The sequence below is a fragment of the Bacillus sp. TH25 genome (genome assembly GCF_016650935.1).
Lineage (GTDB): Bacteria > Bacillota > Bacilli > Bacillales > Bacillaceae_G > Bacillus_A > Bacillus_A mycoides.
This window is the reverse complement of sequence record NZ_JAEKEU010000016.1, coordinates 13,332-31,369: the sequence shown is the minus strand read 5'-3', so window position 1 is coordinate 31,369 and position 18,038 is coordinate 13,332. Positions and strand designations below refer to the sequence as shown.

At 36.9% G+C, this 18,038-nt stretch carries 18 protein-coding genes and 1 pseudogene; all 19 read left to right on the top strand.

Going from position 1 to position 18,038, the window contains the following annotated elements; all coding sequences use genetic code 11:
• Positions 1-6 precede the first annotated feature (6 nt).
• Positions 7-294, top strand: a complete 288-nt coding sequence (locus JFT89_RS12625; RefSeq protein ID WP_201040107.1) for a hypothetical protein — start codon at positions 7-9, stop codon at positions 292-294.
• A gap of 2 nt (positions 295-296) precedes the next feature.
• The gene (locus tag JFT89_RS12620) at positions 297-569 is read left to right on the top strand and encodes a head-tail connector protein (RefSeq protein WP_201040106.1); all 273 of its coding nucleotides are present in this window, start codon (positions 297-299) and stop codon (positions 567-569) included.
• A complete protein-coding gene (locus JFT89_RS12615) occupies positions 566-865 on the top strand; it encodes a phage head closure protein (protein WP_012261473.1) in 300 nt (99 codons plus the stop codon). Before JFT89_RS12620 ends, JFT89_RS12615 begins: the two co-directional genes overlap by 4 nt.
• Entirely contained in the window at positions 858-1,214 is a 357-nt protein-coding gene (locus JFT89_RS12610; RefSeq protein ID WP_201040105.1) for an HK97 gp10 family phage protein, read from the top strand. Before JFT89_RS12615 ends, JFT89_RS12610 begins: the two co-directional genes overlap by 8 nt.
• Positions 1,211-1,540 (top strand): hypothetical protein, encoded by a 330-nt coding sequence (locus JFT89_RS12605; protein WP_201040104.1) that lies wholly within the window; start codon positions 1,211-1,213, stop codon positions 1,538-1,540. Before JFT89_RS12610 ends, JFT89_RS12605 begins: the two co-directional genes overlap by 4 nt.
• A complete protein-coding gene (locus JFT89_RS12600; RefSeq protein ID WP_201040103.1) occupies positions 1,541-2,134 on the top strand; it encodes a major tail protein in 594 nt (197 codons plus the stop codon). It begins immediately after the preceding gene.
• Between the two features lie 4 nt (positions 2,135-2,138).
• Positions 2,139-2,501: a hypothetical protein gene (locus JFT89_RS12595; protein ID WP_201040102.1), complete on the top strand. Its 363-nt coding sequence runs from the start codon at positions 2,139-2,141 to the stop codon at positions 2,499-2,501.
• 227 nt (positions 2,502-2,728) lie between these two features.
• A pseudogene (locus JFT89_RS12590) lies at positions 2,729-3,943 on the top strand (DUF2207 domain-containing protein); the annotation flags it as partial.
• A gap of 256 nt (positions 3,944-4,199) precedes the next feature.
• Complete coding sequence (locus JFT89_RS12585) at positions 4,200-4,457, top strand: hypothetical protein (RefSeq protein WP_098632730.1); 258 nt, start codon at positions 4,200-4,202, stop codon at positions 4,455-4,457.
• Positions 4,458-4,722: 265 nt separating this feature from the next.
• Entirely contained in the window at positions 4,723-6,903 is a 2,181-nt protein-coding gene (locus tag JFT89_RS12580; protein ID WP_201040101.1) for a phage tail protein, read from the top strand.
• A gap of 41 nt (positions 6,904-6,944) precedes the next feature.
• Positions 6,945-8,417, top strand: coding sequence for a distal tail protein Dit (locus JFT89_RS12575; protein ID WP_201040100.1), 1,473 nt, complete (start codon positions 6,945-6,947; stop codon positions 8,415-8,417).
• Positions 8,414-14,608, top strand: a complete 6,195-nt coding sequence (locus JFT89_RS12570) for a phage tail spike protein (RefSeq protein ID WP_201040099.1) — start codon at positions 8,414-8,416, stop codon at positions 14,606-14,608. Before JFT89_RS12575 ends, JFT89_RS12570 begins: the two co-directional genes overlap by 4 nt.
• 38 nt (positions 14,609-14,646) lie before the next feature.
• On the top strand, positions 14,647-15,018 hold the full coding sequence (locus JFT89_RS12565; RefSeq protein ID WP_201040098.1) for a hypothetical protein: 372 nt from the start codon (positions 14,647-14,649) through the stop codon (positions 15,016-15,018).
• 78 nt (positions 15,019-15,096) lie between these two features.
• Positions 15,097-15,333: a hemolysin XhlA family protein gene (locus JFT89_RS12560; RefSeq protein WP_000348876.1), complete on the top strand. Its 237-nt coding sequence runs from the start codon at positions 15,097-15,099 to the stop codon at positions 15,331-15,333.
• The gene (locus tag JFT89_RS12555; RefSeq protein ID WP_000570216.1) at positions 15,333-15,572 is read left to right on the top strand and encodes a hypothetical protein; all 240 of its coding nucleotides are present in this window, start codon (positions 15,333-15,335) and stop codon (positions 15,570-15,572) included. The genes JFT89_RS12560 and JFT89_RS12555 overlap by 1 nt, the downstream gene beginning before the upstream one ends.
• The gene (locus JFT89_RS12550; RefSeq protein ID WP_201040097.1) at positions 15,569-16,633 is read left to right on the top strand and encodes an N-acetylmuramoyl-L-alanine amidase; all 1,065 of its coding nucleotides are present in this window, start codon (positions 15,569-15,571) and stop codon (positions 16,631-16,633) included. The genes JFT89_RS12555 and JFT89_RS12550 overlap by 4 nt, the downstream gene beginning before the upstream one ends.
• 115 nt (positions 16,634-16,748) lie before the next feature.
• Positions 16,749-16,919, top strand: coding sequence for a hypothetical protein (locus tag JFT89_RS12545; RefSeq protein WP_201040096.1), 171 nt, complete (start codon positions 16,749-16,751; stop codon positions 16,917-16,919).
• Between the two features lie 242 nt (positions 16,920-17,161).
• Positions 17,162-17,398 carry a helix-turn-helix domain-containing protein gene (locus JFT89_RS12540; RefSeq protein WP_201040095.1) on the top strand — a complete coding sequence of 79 codons (237 nt, stop codon included), beginning with the start codon at positions 17,162-17,164 and terminating at the stop codon, positions 17,396-17,398.
• A 368-nt stretch (positions 17,399-17,766) separates the two neighbouring features.
• A complete protein-coding gene (locus tag JFT89_RS12535) occupies positions 17,767-17,919 on the top strand; it encodes a hypothetical protein (protein WP_170956727.1) in 153 nt (50 codons plus the stop codon).
• The last annotated feature ends 119 nt before the right edge of the window (positions 17,920-18,038 follow it).

Sequence of the window (18,038 nt, the reverse complement as noted above, 5' to 3'; positions counted from 1 at the left end):
TTAACAGTGAGTGGGAAATCGTTGAATAAATATGTTGTAAAAAGAGCTTTTCGAGATAAATTCACTTTCATTCATTATAGTGTTGCAGATTCATATGAATCAAATGACGCAGAACGTGTAATATATTTACAAGATGAAGGTTTCTTGAATAAGGAACTTATAGATAAAGAAGAAGATTTAAAAGGACCGGTTCATGTTGGAGGAGGGTATTACGAACTTCCAAATGGCGAAAAGATTAAGGGTAAAGATGCCGCTCTAGAAGCTTTAAAACAGCTAGGGCAAGTTGGTGAATGAATATGATGCTTGATGTTGTGAAGAAAGCGGTACGCGTTTCACATAATGCTCTTGATGATGAACTTGAAGATTTAATTGAATCATCTCGATATGATCTGAAGTTATCTGGTGTTTCTCATCTCAAGGCAAATGATGATACTGATCCTCTGATTAAAAGAGCAATTATTACGTATGTAAAAGCTAATTTTATTTCAGACGCAAAAGAGGCAGAACGGTTTTTAGCATCTTATAACATGCTTAAGAATCATCTAACTTTAGCGGGTGACTATAAATGAATGATATTTTACTATTCCCAGTAATAACAATTACTAAAGATGAACTAGGACAAGTTGAGGAAAATGAAGTATTTAGTAGACAGGTATTTTGCAAGAAAAAATCAGTTCCTCAATCAGAATTCTTTCAAGCTGGACAAAGTAACATCAAGGCTAGTCATATATTGATTGTTCATGTCTGGGATTACCAGGATGAACGAAAAGTGAGGTACCGAGATAAAGAATATAGCATTTACCGCACGTATGAAAGAGACGATGAAAAAATCGAACTTTATTGTGAGGTGAAAGCGGGTGTCTAATATTGATACTCTTGCAAGTGATATTGCTAGGGAATTGCAAAGATACACTAATCTAGTAGAAGAAGATATAGAAGATGCTAAAGAAAAGGTTGCGACTGATCTTGTGAATGAATTGAAACAAAAAAGCCCTAAGAAAACAGGGAAGTATGGTAAAGGCTGGCGGAAAAAGAAGGATGGCAGTGCAATCATTGTTTATAATGCACTGAAACCACAACTTACACATTTATTGGAAAAGGGACATGCTAAAGCAAACGGCGGCCGTGTAGCAGCTAAGGTTCATATTGCTCCGGCAGAAGAAAAAGCAATAAATGAACTAATTGAACGTGTCGAAAGGGCGATTCAACAATGACATTAGGTGAATTAAAGAAAATCCTTGATGCTACAGGTTATCCTGTGGCTTATTCACATTTCACAGCAACGCCAACTAATCCGGTTCCAGCGCCACCTTATATTTGTTACCTTGTGGACGGATCAGCAAATTTAATGGCTGATAACAAGGTCTATCACAAGATAAATAACTTAAATATCGAGCTTTATACTACTAAAAAAGATTTAGTTGCTGAAGCAAATCTTGAAAAAATCCTAGACAATTATGAGATTCCTTATGAATCGTATGAGGTTTTTATTGAAGCTGAAAATCTATTTCAAAAAAATTATGAAACGAGGTTGATATAAATGGGTGAGAACAAAGTGAGTTTTGGATTGAAAAATGTCCATTATGCAACATATGAAACAAAAGATGGGGTAGTTACATTTGGAACACCAATTCCAATGCCTGGTGCGGTTGAACTAACAAATGAACCACGCGGTGATTTAATTGAATTCTATGCTGACGATATGCTTTATTACTCAGCAGATAATAACCAAGGTTATGAAGGAACATTAAATATTGCACTCCTTCCGGAGCAATTTGTAATTGATGCGTTAGGCGAACAATTAGATGAGACAGATGGTGTATTAAATGAGTTGGCCGATGCAAAAGGTAAACCCTTCGCGCTGTTATTTGAGTTTGATGGTGATGTGAAAGCAACTCGTCATGTCATGTATAACTGTTCAGCGAGTCGTCCTAATATTTCATCGAAATCAAAAACGAATTCAGCTGAACCGAATACAAACGAACTTAAATTCGTCGCGAGTCCAATTATTCTAGCAACTGGTGGTAGACCGATGGTTAAGACAAAGACAACTTCTAAAACTACACCGGCAATTCATGAAAATTGGTACAAAAAGGTTTATGTAAAAACACCAACAGCACCAAAAGGAGCGTAATTAGATGGAAAAAACAATTGTAATAGATGGTAAGCAAGTTCGGCTAAAAAGTACAGCAGCAACTGTTAAGCGCTACAAAGCGCAATTTAGACGTGATTTGTTTGCGGATATGATGGCTTTAGGAGCTATTGGTACATTTACACCACAAGATGGTTCTCAGCCTTCTATTGACCTCTCTAATGTAGATTTAAAGAAAATAGATTTTGAAGTTATTTATGATTTAGTTTGGTTATATGCTAAAACTGCTGAATCCAATCTACCTGATCCAATTACATGGTTAGACGGATTTGAAGAGTTTCCTATTTATGAAATCATTCCAGAGATTAACGATATGATTCAAAGTACAATGGGAGCAAAAAAAAACTAAAGAAAAGTAATGAAGAGAAAGGGACTTTCAGTGATGAAGAATTCACCACTGATTTGTTCCTTGCTCTTTGTTATAAAGCGAAATTAACGAGTTGGGATTTAGAAGTAATGACAATTGGTGATTGCTTTGATTACATTGCTGAATTTGCTGAAATGGAGAATCCAGACAAAGAGAAAACTCGTAAAGCAAATCAAAAAGACTTCGATTCGTTCTAAGAAAGGGGTGAGATAGTGGCAGGGGGAAGAATTAAAGGGATTAGCATTTCAATCGATGGTGAAACTACTGGACTTCAAAATGCGTTAAAAGATGTTAATAAGCGTAGTAATGATTTAACCAAAGAGCTTAAAGATGTTGAGCGATTATTAAAATTTGATCCAGGTAATATTGAAGCTTTAGCTCAAAAGCAACAGTTACTTACTCAGCAAATTGAAAGCACCACACAAAAGTTAGATAAATTAAAGGCAGCGGAACAACAAGTCCAAGCACAATTCCAAAACGGAAAAATTTCCGAAGAACAATATCGTGCATTTAGGCGTGAAATTGAATTTACAGAAGGATCGCTTAATGGTCTGAAGAATAAGCTTGGAAACATGAAGGCTGAGCAAGATAGTGTAGCAAGTTCAACAAGGCAGTTAGAAACATTGTTTAGCGCTACTGGGAAAAGTGTTGATGACTTTGCAGGAGCATTAGGAAATCGTCTTGTGAATGCAATTAAAAGTGGTACGGCTACAAGTCGGCAATTGGAACAAGCGATTGGAATTATCGGTCGGGAAGCATTAGGAGCAGAAACAGATATAGAGAAATTACAACGAGCTCTTCGATCTGTGGATGCTGGAAACTCAATACAACAAGTGCGAAATGAATTAAGAGATTTACAGCAAGAAGCCGGAAGAACTGAGAAGAAGTTTGAAGGACTAAAAGTAGGATTAGAAAACGTCATAGGTGGTATGGCAGCTGGTGGCGGTATTGCTAGTGCGGTTGAAAAAGCAATGGATATGTCAAAGTTACAAACGAAAATTGATATATCTTTTGATGTTCCAGAATCCTCGAAAAAATCAGTAGAAGCCGCTGTAAGGGGAGTAACTGCCTATGGAGTGGATGCAGAAGCATCATTAGAAGGTGTACGTAGGCAGTGGGCTTTAAATAAAAATGTAAGTGATGAAGCGAATGCGGCTGTTGTTAAAGGGGCAGCGGCAATTGCACAATCTTATGAAGGAATAGATTTTACTGAATTAATTCAAGAAACGAATGAAATTGGCAACGAATTAGGAATTTCGCAAGATGGTGCACTTGGTTTAACAAACACTTTGCTAAAAATGGGATTTCCACCTGAACAATTAGATATCATTGCTGAGTATGGAGGGCAATTAACAAGAGCTGGATATAGCGCTGAAGAGGTTCAGGCAATTATGGAGGCTGGTGTTGAAACAGGTACTTGGAATTAATTCATAGTTCCCTTGTATGGTGACATGCAATGCAAAACCCCTTTAATTCAGTGAAACTCTCAAAAGAGACAATGCTGAGCGAAGCCTTTAATAAAGGAACGTGCAACGACTAGTCGAGAGACGTAGGGTGTAAGTAAATGACACTCGAAACAGGGGGCAACTCAAAGAGTTGAAGATATAGTCTAATCTATGCGGTGACGTATAGCAGTTCGTAACAGAACGGGCGTGACTTTGCGAATCACGTTGAATATTCATGATTGATAACCTGTTAGATGGACTAAAAGAGGGGCGTATTAAAGCAGCTGAATTTGGTCAAGGTGTCGATAAAGCTATGAAAGAAGCTCTTCAAGGCACTAACATTTCAGCGGAACAAGTTCAAAAATGGGGTCAAGCTGTAGCTAATGGTGGTAAAGAAGGTTCAGCAGCTATGACCGAGATTGCACAAGCTCTATCACAAGTTGATGATGAAACAAAGCGTAATGAATTAGGCGTTAAATTTTTCGGTAGATGATGAATTGTGCCGAAGTAAAATCGTTCAAAAACGGTGAAAGCTCAGCACGTAATGGTGGTGTTAATACCGTGGTAAAGCACATTTTAAAAGATGTGGCTCACTGTAACGCATAGGAGCTGAACCTGTAAATGCAGAATAAAATACTCCCACGAGTGAACGACAACCCTATAGGTTGAAAATATATGCTGAACCGAGGATGAGTTAACATCCTATAATGCGGAGAAATCCCCGGAAGTAGAGGATAAAAAGCCTTTACGATAACAAAATGACAATGTATGAAGATCAAGGGCAAAACATTATTAATACTTTGCTTGGTGCGAAAGAAAAAACAGTTGATTTCCAAAAGAATCAAGAACAATTGAATGGTTCCATTAAAAAAATGGATGCAAATCCAGCAGTTAAATTTCAAAAAGCAATGCAAGATTTACAAATGGCTCTCCAACCGGTACTTGGAGTAATAGCTGATGTTGTTGCTAAAATAGCTGATTGGATTTCTAATAATCCTAAACTAGCAGCCACATTGACAGCTATCGCAGTAGCTATTGGTGTAATAGCGGGAGCATTTATGGCTTTAGCACCAATAGTTGTCGTCATATCGGGTGTAGGGGCTGCAATGATGGGATGGATAGCATTGTTCGCAATAATTATTGCAGCGGTTGTTGCTCTAGTTATTGCTATAGTAAAGAATTGGGATGATATTAAAGCTTGGACGATTGCCGCTTGGGATGCAGTTAAAGAATATTTAATTGGCTTGTGGGATGGGATTGTTCAATCATTATCTTCAGTCTGGAATAGTTTAAGTGAAGGCACACAGGCCGTTTGGAATAGCGTAGTTGAATTTCTTACAGGGATCTGGAATGGAATAGTTGAGTTTGTAGTTACTTGGGGCACTACAATCCTAGAAGCATATATTGGCGTTTGGACATCCATTTTTAATTTCTGTATGGAAATCTGGAATGGGATAGTTGAATATTTAACTTCAGTTTTGCAGGGGATAGCGACGTTCTTTACAGAAATATGGACTTCTATTTCTACATTCTTTCAAGAGACTTGGAATGGATTGGTAGCTTTTATAACTCCTGTTTTACAAGGGATTGCTGATTTCTTTTCTATGATTTGGAATGGTATTTCTACAGTGATCCAAACTGTATGGAATTTCATTACTCAATACTTACAAGCGATTTGGACGGCTATTTTATACTTTGCTACTCCACTATTTGAAAGTATCAGGAATTTCATTTCTGAATGTTGGAATAAAATTAGTTCTACTACAAGCCTAGTATGGGAAACAATTAAGAATTTCTTAGTTTCTTGTTGGAATGGACTTGTGTCATTTGTAATGCCAATCTTTGAAAAAATCAAATCCTGGATTGTTAGTGTGTGGGATACAATCAGTTCAGCAACGATGGCTGTGTGGAATGCAGTTAAGAATTTTTTACAAGCATGCTGGAATGGATTAATCGCTATTGTAACACCAATTTTTGATGCAATAAAAAACTGGATTGTGAATGTCTGGAATACTATTAGTTCCACTACGAGTGCGGTATGGAATGCGATTAAAAGCTATCTTTCTAGCTTATGGAATTCAATTGTTTCCACAGCAAGTTCAATTTTTAATAGCATTAAATCAGCTATTTCAACTGTTTGGAATATGATTAGTAGTGCAAGTAGTAGTGTGTGGAATGGTATTAAGTCTACACTTTCAAGTATCTGGAATGGCATTAAATCCACAGCATCTTCAGTGTGGAATGGATTAAAAGATGCCATTATGACTCCTGTTCGTTGGGTAACAAGTGCTGTTAGTGGAGCGTTTGAAGGAATGAAATCAGCTGTATTAGGCGTATGGGATGGTATTAAGAGCGGTATTCGTACAGCTATCAACGGAATCATTCGTATTATTAATAAGTTCATAGATGGGTTTAACACACCAGCAGAATTATTAAATGAAATTCCAGGAGTTAGTGCACCAACTATTCCGCATGTACCAATGCTTGCTAAAGGTGGAAAGCCTGTAGGTGATGGTTCATTTATCACAGGAGAAGCCGGACCAGAGTTATTTACGAAGAAGGGTAATTCAATTACAGTTACACCTTTATCATCGAAAGAAAAATCACTTGGTATTACTGGGACTATGAATCAATTAATGGGTGATATGAGTCGGATGATGGCTAGTTCTATGAGCCAGTTATCGGGATTAAAGTCTGTGATGAGTGGTGTGTATGGAAGTATGTCAAATAGTAGACAGGCTATAGCGGGTAATACAGGAAATCAAGTATTCAATTATTCATCGGGACAAACTGGTGGTAATGAAGTAATTTCAGCACAAGGTGGCGATTTAGTAGTTGAAGTACCAGTTATTTTAGATGGTAGAGACTTAGCGCGCGGTACTTATCGATATACAAAAGAATACCAAGAAAGAGAAGATCAAAGAAACTCAGCCTTTTAGGTTTGAGTTTCTTTTATTTTATAGAGAAATGGGGTGTCAAAATGAGCTCTTTTACATTTAACAACGAGCGTAAAGAATTTGTTCAAATTGCAAAAGGTTTGAAAAGACCTACTTGGGCGCCATTGAAAAGAAATTTATTAAGTATTCCGGGGTATCCTGGTGCAAGACTATTAAACACACAAACTGAAATTAGGGTTCTTTCTATTCCTGTGGGAATTATAGTTCCTGATGGATCTGATTTAGAAACGCTGAAAGAGGAAATTGCAGGGTGGTTAATAACAGATCAACCAGCAGAACTTATTTTTGATATAGAACCAAATAGAACATATTTAGCAATTGTAGATGATAGCTTTGATCCAGATGAATTTGTAGCCCTTGGTACAGGAACACTTAAATTTATTTGTCCAATGCCTTATAAGTTGGGAGCTGTACAAGAGAAAATACTGGCTATTGAGAAGGGAGACTTAAAAGCTTCATTACGTAACAATGGCTCTGTAGAGTCTAATCCCGTTATTGATATAACTGTGGGAGCACAGAGCCCTTTTCTTGATGTCTGGAATGGTGACGAATACTTTAGATTAGGTTATCCCACAGGTGTTAAAACTCGTGTTGTGAAACAAAATGAGCGTCTCATATGGGACGAAATGAAGAGTTTAACTACTTGGAATGCTGTAACTGGTCAAATAGGGATTTACAAAAGTTCAGGGGCTATGAAGGTTTGGCAAGGATACGCTTTTACACCTGACTCATATGGAACGGGAACGGATACTGAGTGGCATGGTCCTTTTATGAAGAGAACTATTCCTAATACAGGTGGCGTTATCCAAGATTTTAGACTTGATGTGCAAATGACTTTTCGGTCTGAACACTGGAACAGAATGGGGAAAACTGTGGTTATGCTTTTAGATGCTAACGACAATGTGATAGTTGAACTAGCAATGGCTGATGAGTATATGAGTCATGAAATGACAACAGCACAAGCAATTATTGATTCAGGAGGTTCTAGAAAGTGGATTTCTGACGAGATGGGAATGTACTCTGATACATTTAACGACTTTAGAGGACATGTTTCAGTAGCTCGCAGGGGCAAAGAATGGAGTTTCTATTTTGCTAAATATCGTAAGAATACTGAGATAGATGATGCTAGTTTTGTCCGTACATGGAGAGATGAGTCTGACAGTAATCCTATGACAGCTAGGCCAGTAGCAAAGATAGCTGTAGGATGTATTGTTTATGGTTCTAATCCACCAGTTGATATTGCATTTATTGAAGATGTTAAGCTTTGGAAGATAAACACTTTAACCATAGACGAGACTCCTTATATTTTTGATATAGGAGACAAAATACAAATAGATACAGAAAGATCATTAGTAACAATTAACGGGAAAAATGTGATTGGATTGAAAGACATATTCAGTTCATTTCCTATTGTAAAAAGAGGGCCGAATGAAATTATAGTACGTCCAGCCAATATAGGAATAGCAAAATTAAGTTATAGGGAGCGATTTAGATGAGAACACCAAGTGGAATCTTACATATTGTTGATTTTAAAACTAGTCAAATCGTTTCAGCTATACAACCAAAAGATTATTGGGATGATAAACGCCATTGGGAAATCAAGAATAATATAGATACATTAGAGTTTAGGGTGTTTGATAATACAGAACATGCAACAACGCTTTTACAACAAAATTTAGTGTTAAAAGAAGTGCGTGATGGTCGAATTATTCCATATGTAATTACTGAAGCGGAAAAAGATTCTAAAGATAGATCAGTGGTTGCTTATGCATCAGGTGAATGGATTCAGCTGGCTAAAGCAGGGATTATTAACCCACAAAAAATTGAAGGTAAAACGTTGAATGAATGTATGGGAATAGCTCTTGCAGGTACCAAGTGGAAAATAGGTAAAACGGAGCATAATGGATCACATTCTATGACCATTGATGAATTTACCGATCCACTGACTTTTCTTAAACAGATTGCTTCTTCATTTGAATTAGAGATTCAATATCGTGCTGAAGTTATAGGATCTCAAATCGTTGGCCGTTATGTGGATATGGTCAAGAAGCGAGGGCGAGATACAAAGAAAGAAGTAACTCTTGGTAAAGATTTAATGGGAATTAAGCGTATTGAGAACTCTCAAAACATTTGTACAGCCTTATTAGGTTTCGTTAAAAAAGAAGGCGGAGAATTTATTACTATTGCAGAAATAAATAACGGCGTACCTTATCTTGTGGACGACGGTGCTTTTCAACGATGGAATGAAAAAGGGCAACATAAATTTGGCTTCTATAGCCCAGAGACAGAAAATCAAGATATGACTCCGCAACGACTTAAAATTCTTATGAAAACAGAAATAGAAAAACGTGTAAATACTTCTGTTTCTTACGAAGTTCAAGCTCAAAGTATAGGGCAAGTATTTGGACTAGCGCACGAACTAATCAATGAAGGCGATACAATCCGAATCATAGATAGAGGTTTCACACCTAAGTTATACCTTGAAGCGCGCGCTATTGCTGGTGATGAATCTTTTAAAGACCCTACACAAGATAAATATGTGTTTGGTGATTATCGTGAAATTGTTGATCCGAATGAAGAGTTACGCAGAATGTACCAAAAGATTTTAGCATCTTTACAAGATAAAGTACCTCAAGGGTGGTTTGATGCATTAAAAGACAAAGTGAACAATCAGGGCAATAACATTCAAGATGCACTCGACAAATCAAACCAGGCTCAAAAGGAAAGTAAAACAGCTAAAGATTTAGCAGAAGCAACTCAAGATTACATGGAGCAAAATCTTGTAGATATTATAGAAAATGTTAAACCACCTACTACTGATCTTAAAGCAAATAAAACACTATGGCGTGATATTAGTAATGGTAAGCCTGGTATCTTAAAAATATGGACAGGTACAGCGTGGGAATCGGTTGTTCCAGATACAGCTCCATTACAACAAAGTATTAAAGATGTTAAGAAAGATATTGAAACAGCTAAAACGGAATTAAATCAAAAGGTTCTAAGTGTGGAGGGTAAAGCGCAAGAAATAGCTGGACAAATAGTTGGTGTTCAAAAACAGGTTAATGACAAAGTTGATCAAACGTGGATTAATAATCAATTAAAAGATAAGGCTGATAAATCCGGTGTTTATACGAAAGATGAAATTAAAGATGGTTTTATAGGGAAACAAATCTATGAAACTGATAAGAATGGTAACGTTAAGAAGTTCCAAGATATTAACACATCTATTAGTCAAACAAATGAGGCTCTTAAACAAAAAGCAGAGAAGTCAGAGTTAACGAAAATAAATAATGGTTTGTCCCAACTTGAAAGTAAAACGAATGAGATTGTATCAACGGCAGATGGAACGAAGCAGACACTTTCTAATCTGAAAACTCAAGTTGATAATATTCAAATTGGTGGTCGAAATCTATTACTAGAAACAGCTACTAAATCACATTCAGTGAAGACTGGAGAAAACAAGCCGCATACCTACTTTGATGTAGCGAAGGACGTAGCTGCTTTAATGCAGGGTCAGAATCTTGCTATGAGTTTCCTATTTACAGGTAAAGTTACTGCATGGGGTACAACGAATAAATGGGCTGGTTTCGAAGTGAAGATTACTTTCACAGACAATACATTTCATTATCCAAGTTGCCGTGTGGAAAACCGCCTAACACTAGGTAAACAGTATAACCAGGAAAGATTCACAGCGAGTGCTGTAGTAATGGATAAGCCAATTAAAGAGACTTCAGTTTACGCTTTAGCACGTGATTTCACGGGGGATGTGTTAATTGAAAAGCTTAAATTAGAAATTGGCACAATATCAACAGCATGGACACCAGCACCAGAAGACCAAGTATCAACAACTGATTTCACTAAAAAAACAGTAGAAATCGAGACTACTATTAAAGGGATTAATACTTCTGTATCAAATGTACAAAACGAACAGGGAAAGCTTACAGAACGAGTTACTAAATCAGAACAAACCGCAGATGGGTTTAAACAATCAATTGAATCGTTAACAAAAAAGGATAGTGAAATTAGTAATAAATTAAATACGGTTGAATCAACTGTGGATGGCAATGCAAAGTTAATTACGTCAGTAGAGAAAAAGGTTGACGGTATTGATAGCGATGTTACGAACCTGATGGTTGGGACAAAGGAATTGGTGACACCTGTTTACTTTAAAGGCGGTACAGTTAAGTTATCACAAGACAAATTCAACGGGAATGCTGTTGTTGATGTCACTGGTGCATGGCATGGGCTTTCATATCACATTGTAAATCTCGTTAAACCGAATAAAATTAAAATTGGAGACAAAGTAACTTATTCTGTTTGGGCAAGGTTGAAAGACGCACCTGATGGGGTTAAAGCGCAACATAGTATTTATGATGGTTTAGGGCTCGGCCCTGAACTACCTAACGTTGATAATCAATGGAAGCAATTTTCTGGTACGTTCACTGTCGAAAAGAAGCATATGGATGCAACAGATCAATTAATTCGTGTCGAACCGTGGGAATGGTCGGGTGGAGATAGAAAATACATTTATCAACAATCCTCTCCCATGATTTCCGTTACGACTAAGGCGTATCCATGGCGACCAGCCCCTGAGGATATTGGAGACGGTAATGTTTTAACTAAAGTGACAACTGAAATTAAAGAGCAAGCAGGGAAAATCAGTGAGAAGCTAACGAGTGTAGAGACAAAGGTTGATAATACAAAACTAGATGGACGAAATTCTCTTAAAAACTCTAATTTTTCTAGTTATATTGTTAATGATTCTATAAGTTGGGACAAATCGTTAAATGGGAACCTTCAGGCATCTGGTTGGGGAAGTGGGTATAACGGAGGTGTAGCAGATCCAACAAAAGGCTATCACGCCCATCTAGATATAACTACTTTCGGTTATCCAGTTGTAGCATTTATTAACAAAAACAATATCATCGGTCGGAAAAATAGATGGATGGGTATAGCTGAAGATGTGGTTGCAGAATTTGCGAGAAATAATGTCGCAGATAAAGAAATTACTATTAGTATGGATATTTGGTCAGATACAAAAGGTTTCCGTATAAACGGTGGGTTACATCATTTCATTGAAGGTAACACAGCACAAAATTTTCACAGTGGTCAGTATGTGTTTAATGTAAGTGAAGTAAATAGATGGGAACGCTACACATTTACTATGAAACTCCATAACAAATATGACGTTACTAAAGTGGCTAGATTTTATATATATGGTGGCGAAGGTATTGAAGGTGTAGCATATGTGAAAAATGTCAAACTTGAATTAGCCAATATTGCTACAGCATGGACACCAGCGCCAGAAGACCAAGTAACGACTGATGAGTTCAACAAAAAAACAACAGAGATTGAAAAAAGTGTGGAGGGTGTTACAACTTCTGTATCAACTGTTCAAAAAAATCAAGGTACAATGCAATCAACTCTGAATAAAGTGGAACAGACTACGAATTCAAATTCCCAAAGCATTACATCGTTATCACAAACACAGGGTAAACAAGGAGAAATTATTCAGCAAAACACTAGCGATATCACGCAATTGAATAATCAAATTAAATCTAAAGTTTCTGAGACTCAAATGCAGGATTATGTAGGTGGATTAGGTAGTGTGAACATGTACTTTAACTCAGCTTTTGAGGACAGGGTAATTAATACTTCTACTGGAGTTGTTGCTTCTAGAACTCCAAGTTTTACGAAGTGGAACAAGATGGGAATCACTACAGGAACAGCAGTTACTCCTACAAGCGTTCGAAATCATGACGGGTATAACTCAGCTCAGATCCAAGCTACAGGTCTAACTGCAAATACTTGGACAGGCATTAACCAGTTGATACCTGTTTCAGCTGATTCAGGGAAGTTAGTATTATCTGTATGGGTATTTACTAACAATACAGAGGGAATGGATGCAGGAGGGTCTATAGAGTTGAAATTCCTTAATGGTTCGTCGGTGGTTGGTCAAGTTGATACAAATATTAGAAGTAAATTAGTTGGAGGGGCATGGACATTTGTAAGTCTTACAGCTGACGTACCTACCAAAAATGTTACACATGTTCAAGCGGGTATCTTTTTGGTTAAGAATGGTCTTATGTGGGTATCTCAACCACAAGTGCAACAGGGTGCAAACCCTACAACCTTTATGGAAAACCCGAAAGACTATGCTAACTATGACCAACTTGTAGGTGAGATTGCTAAGAAAGTAGCTACTACAGACTTTAACTCTAAGGTATCGACTTTTGAAACAAGCATAAATCAGCAGTCTAAAAGTATTGATTTAAAGGCAGAAAAAACGGATGTTTATACGAAGAAAGAAGCTAACGGTCAATTTGGAAGTAAGTCTATTGTAGATTCCCACACAAGCTCTATTGCTTTAATGGCAGGAGAGATTACTCAAAGAGTTAAAAGTAATGAGGTCGCTTCCACAATCAACCAAACAGCTCAAGCTGTATTGATCCAGGCCAGTAAGATTAACCTGGACGGAGCTGTAACCGCCAAGTCTATAGAATCTGGTAGACTAGCAGGTGTAACTATCTCAACTAGTACAAACTCTACAGGCTATTTTGTTGACATGAATCAGCAAAATATTTCTCTTAAATCCAATGTAGGTAACACGGGACCAATCACACGAGGATATTTAGGTTTTATGCCTAACTTACCAGATAATACAGTCCGTACAGCTCTAGTGCTTGGAAACAACTACGACAACGCTAACAGATTAGAGGTTAATGGTTCCTTATTCCTGGAGCAACAAACACCCAAATGGAATAACTACGATTTATCAAATTGTCGTATCGGTATGGCTAGAAGCCGTAACTCAGACGGATCTATAAACATGAAATCGTCTATAAAAATGGGATATATGGGTAGCATTGAAATGCGCTCAGAAGATAGCGACATTGACCTAGATGCTAAAGGTCATATCCGTATGAACACTACTAGGGGCAGTAAAAGCTTAAATGATATCCAACTTGTATCAGGTACTAGCATGTCTTTAGATGCTTACAATGGTAGTTGGTTCCTAAATAGTTCTAACAGTAAAGGTGCTGACGAATGGAGGATAAGAACGTTATACATTAACGATAAACGCTCTGGAGGTAACACTCAGGCTGACGTAGATTTTAGAATGGGACACCTGGTTACTTTACGTATTCCACAACACCCTGATTACACCAAGTATGGTATGGAGGTTAAGAACGGTGATGGAACTAGCTTAAGTAACATTCACGTAGATAAGGTGTACTTGACACAAAATATGTGGGAATCTACTAGACAGGTAAAAACAGCTATTAAAGAAATTAAAGTAGATGCTTTAGAGACGTTAATGCAACTACAGCCTAAGCAGTACTATCGTAAGTCTGAAATGCAAAAACTCTATGAAAAGCGTGAAAAGATTGTAGCAGGCGAATACCAAGAGCCAATGCCTACAATTAAAGACGTTCCTTTAGAGTATGGATTCATTGCAGAGGAAATGCCAGAATGCTTAGCAACTGAAGACAGAAAAACTGTTTCTGCGTACCCTTTAATGACTATCGGTATTGCAGGCACTCAGGAAGTTTACAAGAAACATTTGGCTTTAGAGGAAATTGTGAAAGAACAAGCCAATCGGTTAGCAATACAAGAGGACAGAATTGCACGTCTAGAAGAATTGCTACTTCAACAATTAATTGATAAGAAACCAGAGCAGCCATAAGCTGGTCTTTTTTATTGTCTAAAAGGGGAGATAACAAAATGACAAATCAAATCCAAAGTACAAGTCCAGAGGAAAATCAATTACAAAGCCAAATTATCAATCAAATCATGCCAATATTAGAGAAGTTAGTTATGCAATTAGTTCAAAACCCAGCTCCAAATGAAGATGTGATGCCAGGGAACGATAATAAATTTATGGAAATCGATGATGTTGTGGATAACTTGGTGAATGCAGGGATTATTACAGCGAGTAATTTTAACGTTAACGTTGAATTATTCAGAGGCAGTCCAATTACCGTTTCTATTATAAAAGCAGGAGATCCGGCAGCAGTGATTTCTACAGAAGTCGGTGCTGGAGATTCTATTAAGGAACACGTAGACGCATCAGATAAACAAGGAGGAACTAAATAGCTAGATTTAAAGCAAAGCGTACGAAAAGTAGGCTTTTTTGTTTTGAATAATTTATGAGGTTGGAAAGAGGTGGACGGTATGGATGGTTTGCAAGAGGTGAGAAGTGATGTTCAAGAAATAAAGCAAGATATTAAGGACATTCGCTTAGAGATTAAAAGTTTAGAAATGCGAACAACAGGTAATGAAAAAGACATTATCAATATTAATAAGCAATTAGATAAGATTAGCGCTAATACAACTTGGATCTTACGCCTTATTGTTGGTGGGCTTATTGGAGCGGCTCTGACCTTCTTCTTGAAAGGAGGTGGTATGTAATGATTGAAATTACGGTAATGATTGGTGTTGTTGTAGGATTATCACAAATTGCAAAAACAGTTGGGATGCAAACAAAATATGTTCCGCTATTAAATTTAACGCTTGGCATAATGCTAGGCGTTTTATTTTTGTCCCAAGATATCAAAACAAATATATTTCAAGGAATCATTATTGGACTATCAGCAAGTGGATTATTTGACCACACAAAAATTATAAAAAAGGATGCCGATGTAAAATGAAAAAGACAATGAAACATATTACCTCGTTACTTATGATTCTAGTACTTGCTGGTTCTTTTGCTACAAGTGCTTTTGCTGACAGAACACTTATTATTCCTGATTTACCGAAACAACCATACCGTAACGGTGTCGGTGCTTATGAGGGCGTTGTAGCTCATTCTACAGCTACCCCAGAAGCTCCAGCTATTAATATTCAAAAATATGAATCTCGTACATGGCGTTCAGCTTTTGTGCACTACGCAGTGGACTGGAATGAAACAATCCAAATCGCGGATACAAAGTACATTGCTTATGGTGGTGGACCTGCTGCGAATAAACGCTTTGTACATGTAGAGTTATGCGAAACAGTGGATTATACAAAATTCAAACGTAGCTATGATAAATACGTTAAGTTACTAGCTAAAATCTTACGTGACCGTGGGTTATCCGTAGAAAAAGGATTGTGGACGCATAGCGATGTAACTCATCATCTCGGCGGTACAGATCATGAGGATCCACTTGACTACTTAAAGTCTCATGGAGTTTCAGAAGCTCAATTTAGAGCAGATGTACAACGAGCATACAATAATTCTAGCGTGGATGTTTCTGTTCCTGAGAAGCCATCTAAACCAGCAGAAGTGCCAACAGCTGTAACAGATGGGATTGCTTATATTGAAGGCTACAACGTTAATTTACGTAAAGGACCAGATACAAGCTATTCAAAGATTCGTCAATTAAACAAACCAGAATCTTATGTTGTATGGGCTGAAAAGGATGGTTGGCTAAATCTTGGTGGAGAGCAATGGATTAAGAACGATCCGTCTTATGTGAAATTTAGTAAGAATAGTACAGTGGATTCTTCTATTGTAGGGAATCGTGTTGTTTCAAAAGTTAACAATCTACGTTTCTATGATGCTCCATCTTGGCAAGATAAAGACGTGGCGGGTTCTGTAGATGCAGGATTAGGATTTACGATTGATGCAAAAGTAAATGTTAATGGTTCACCGCAATATAAAGTTCACAATAGCAAAGGCAAAACATACTATGTAACAGCAAATGAAGCCTATGTGTATGTGAAGTAAAAACAAGAGCCGTCAAATGACGGCTTTTTTTATTTTATAGCAATTATTTAACCAATACCTATTGATTATAAACAACAGGTATGGTATAATTATATTTGTAAGGGAGGTGAGAAACATGGATTGGGACTTAACAGAAAAGATTCTTAAAAATCTAGCTTACATAGTAGGCATGGTGGTAGGAGTCATAACCACAAAGAAAAACATAAACGATATGAAAGACAGAAAGGAGAAGAAAAAGCAAGAAGAAAAAGAAAAACGCCTAGCCCGCAAGACTAGACGCAAATAACACAACGGGGGAAGAAATTCCCCCACCCTTAAAAAATTATAACACAAATCCAATCCATGTAAAAATGAAATTAGATAGAAACACTTTGGTATTAGTATTATTTTTAATATTAGTGGTTACAGTGACAGATTATAGAGCATCAGAGATGACCACCTACTTAGGCATTATGGCTACGGTGATTTTAAGTGTAGCATTGATTATTAATTTAATTGCTATATATATGAAAGGAAAGGGTGAATAATATGGATAATGCAAGTGAGGAATATAAGCGTAAGATAGCACAAGAAGTTGTGTTAACAGCTCCTGAAACTGCAAATGTTTTAGGGGTTACAACTCAGCGATTACACACGCTTGTAAAACAAGGTCGTATAACACCTTTGAAAGTATCAAATAGAATTGCGGTTTATTTTCGTCCTGATGTAGAAAAGTTAGCGGAAGAGTTAGCGCCATTGAGAGAAAAATTTCGTCCTTTTGAATAAATAGAGCCGATTCCAATTAAAGGAGTCGGCTTTTTTTATTAGGATGTTTAGAATTTACTTTTAGATAATGCCTTTAATATTGGATTTATGATTTTACTTAATAAACGAAACCCTCTAAATATAGATTGAATAACCTTCAAACTAGTTCCCTCCCTTAAATTAAGCTAATTATACCAAATTCTTTTAATACAAATTGAAATAATGTAAACGTATTAAAAAATAAGTAATAAAAAAGCCCTTCTCGAAAGAGAGGGCTGTGCTATTTTACAGGATAAAATTAGACTTACAGGAAAAATATTCTTAAATACAGTTGACTCAAGTCAACTTAAGGTGTATAATAAGAGTATAAAGAACAGGAGGTGAACAAAGTGGATTGGTTAATAATCTTAGGAACGCTAACAGCAGTCGCAACATTCTTTTCCCAAGTATCAACAGTTGTTAAAAACAGCGTAGATACATACTACAAAATCAAAGAGGAAAAAGAAAAGAGTCGCCCCCGCCAAGAAGTCGACTCCGAATAACACCACAGGGGAGAGCAATCTCCCTTGTAACTAAGATTATAACACATTCCATATAATATGATGAAAAAGTTTATTTGGACGAATATTCCCGTAATTTTGATTTTAGGATTTATCTTAGC

Excerpts from the sequence above, each read along its gene's own strand:
- JFT89_RS12620 (WP_201040106.1), top strand. The coding sequence starts at position 297 with ATGATGCTTGATGTTGTGAAGAAAGCGGTACGCGTTTCACATAATGCT.
- JFT89_RS12615 (WP_012261473.1), top strand. The coding sequence starts at position 566 with ATGAATGATATTTTACTATTCCCAGTAATAACAATTACTAAAGATGAA.
- JFT89_RS12605 (WP_201040104.1), top strand. The coding sequence starts at position 1,211 with ATGACATTAGGTGAATTAAAGAAAATCCTTGATGCTACAGGTTATCCT.
- JFT89_RS12600 (WP_201040103.1), top strand. The coding sequence starts at position 1,541 with ATGGGTGAGAACAAAGTGAGTTTTGGATTGAAAAATGTCCATTATGCA.
- JFT89_RS12595 (WP_201040102.1), top strand. The coding sequence starts at position 2,139 with ATGGAAAAAACAATTGTAATAGATGGTAAGCAAGTTCGGCTAAAAAGT.
- JFT89_RS12585 (WP_098632730.1), top strand. The coding sequence starts at position 4,200 with ATGATTGATAACCTGTTAGATGGACTAAAAGAGGGGCGTATTAAAGCA.
- JFT89_RS12580 (WP_201040101.1), top strand. The coding sequence starts at position 4,723 with ATGACAATGTATGAAGATCAAGGGCAAAACATTATTAATACTTTGCTT.
- JFT89_RS12575 (WP_201040100.1), top strand. The coding sequence starts at position 6,945 with ATGAGCTCTTTTACATTTAACAACGAGCGTAAAGAATTTGTTCAAATT.
- JFT89_RS12570 (WP_201040099.1), top strand. The coding sequence starts at position 8,414 with ATGAGAACACCAAGTGGAATCTTACATATTGTTGATTTTAAAACTAGT.
- JFT89_RS12565 (WP_201040098.1), top strand. The coding sequence starts at position 14,647 with ATGACAAATCAAATCCAAAGTACAAGTCCAGAGGAAAATCAATTACAA.
- JFT89_RS12560 (WP_000348876.1), top strand. The coding sequence starts at position 15,097 with ATGGATGGTTTGCAAGAGGTGAGAAGTGATGTTCAAGAAATAAAGCAA.
- JFT89_RS12555 (WP_000570216.1), top strand. The coding sequence starts at position 15,333 with ATGATTGAAATTACGGTAATGATTGGTGTTGTTGTAGGATTATCACAA.
- JFT89_RS12550 (WP_201040097.1), top strand. The coding sequence starts at position 15,569 with ATGAAAAAGACAATGAAACATATTACCTCGTTACTTATGATTCTAGTA.
- JFT89_RS12545 (WP_201040096.1), top strand. The coding sequence starts at position 16,749 with ATGGATTGGGACTTAACAGAAAAGATTCTTAAAAATCTAGCTTACATA.
- JFT89_RS12540 (WP_201040095.1), top strand. The coding sequence starts at position 17,162 with ATGGATAATGCAAGTGAGGAATATAAGCGTAAGATAGCACAAGAAGTT.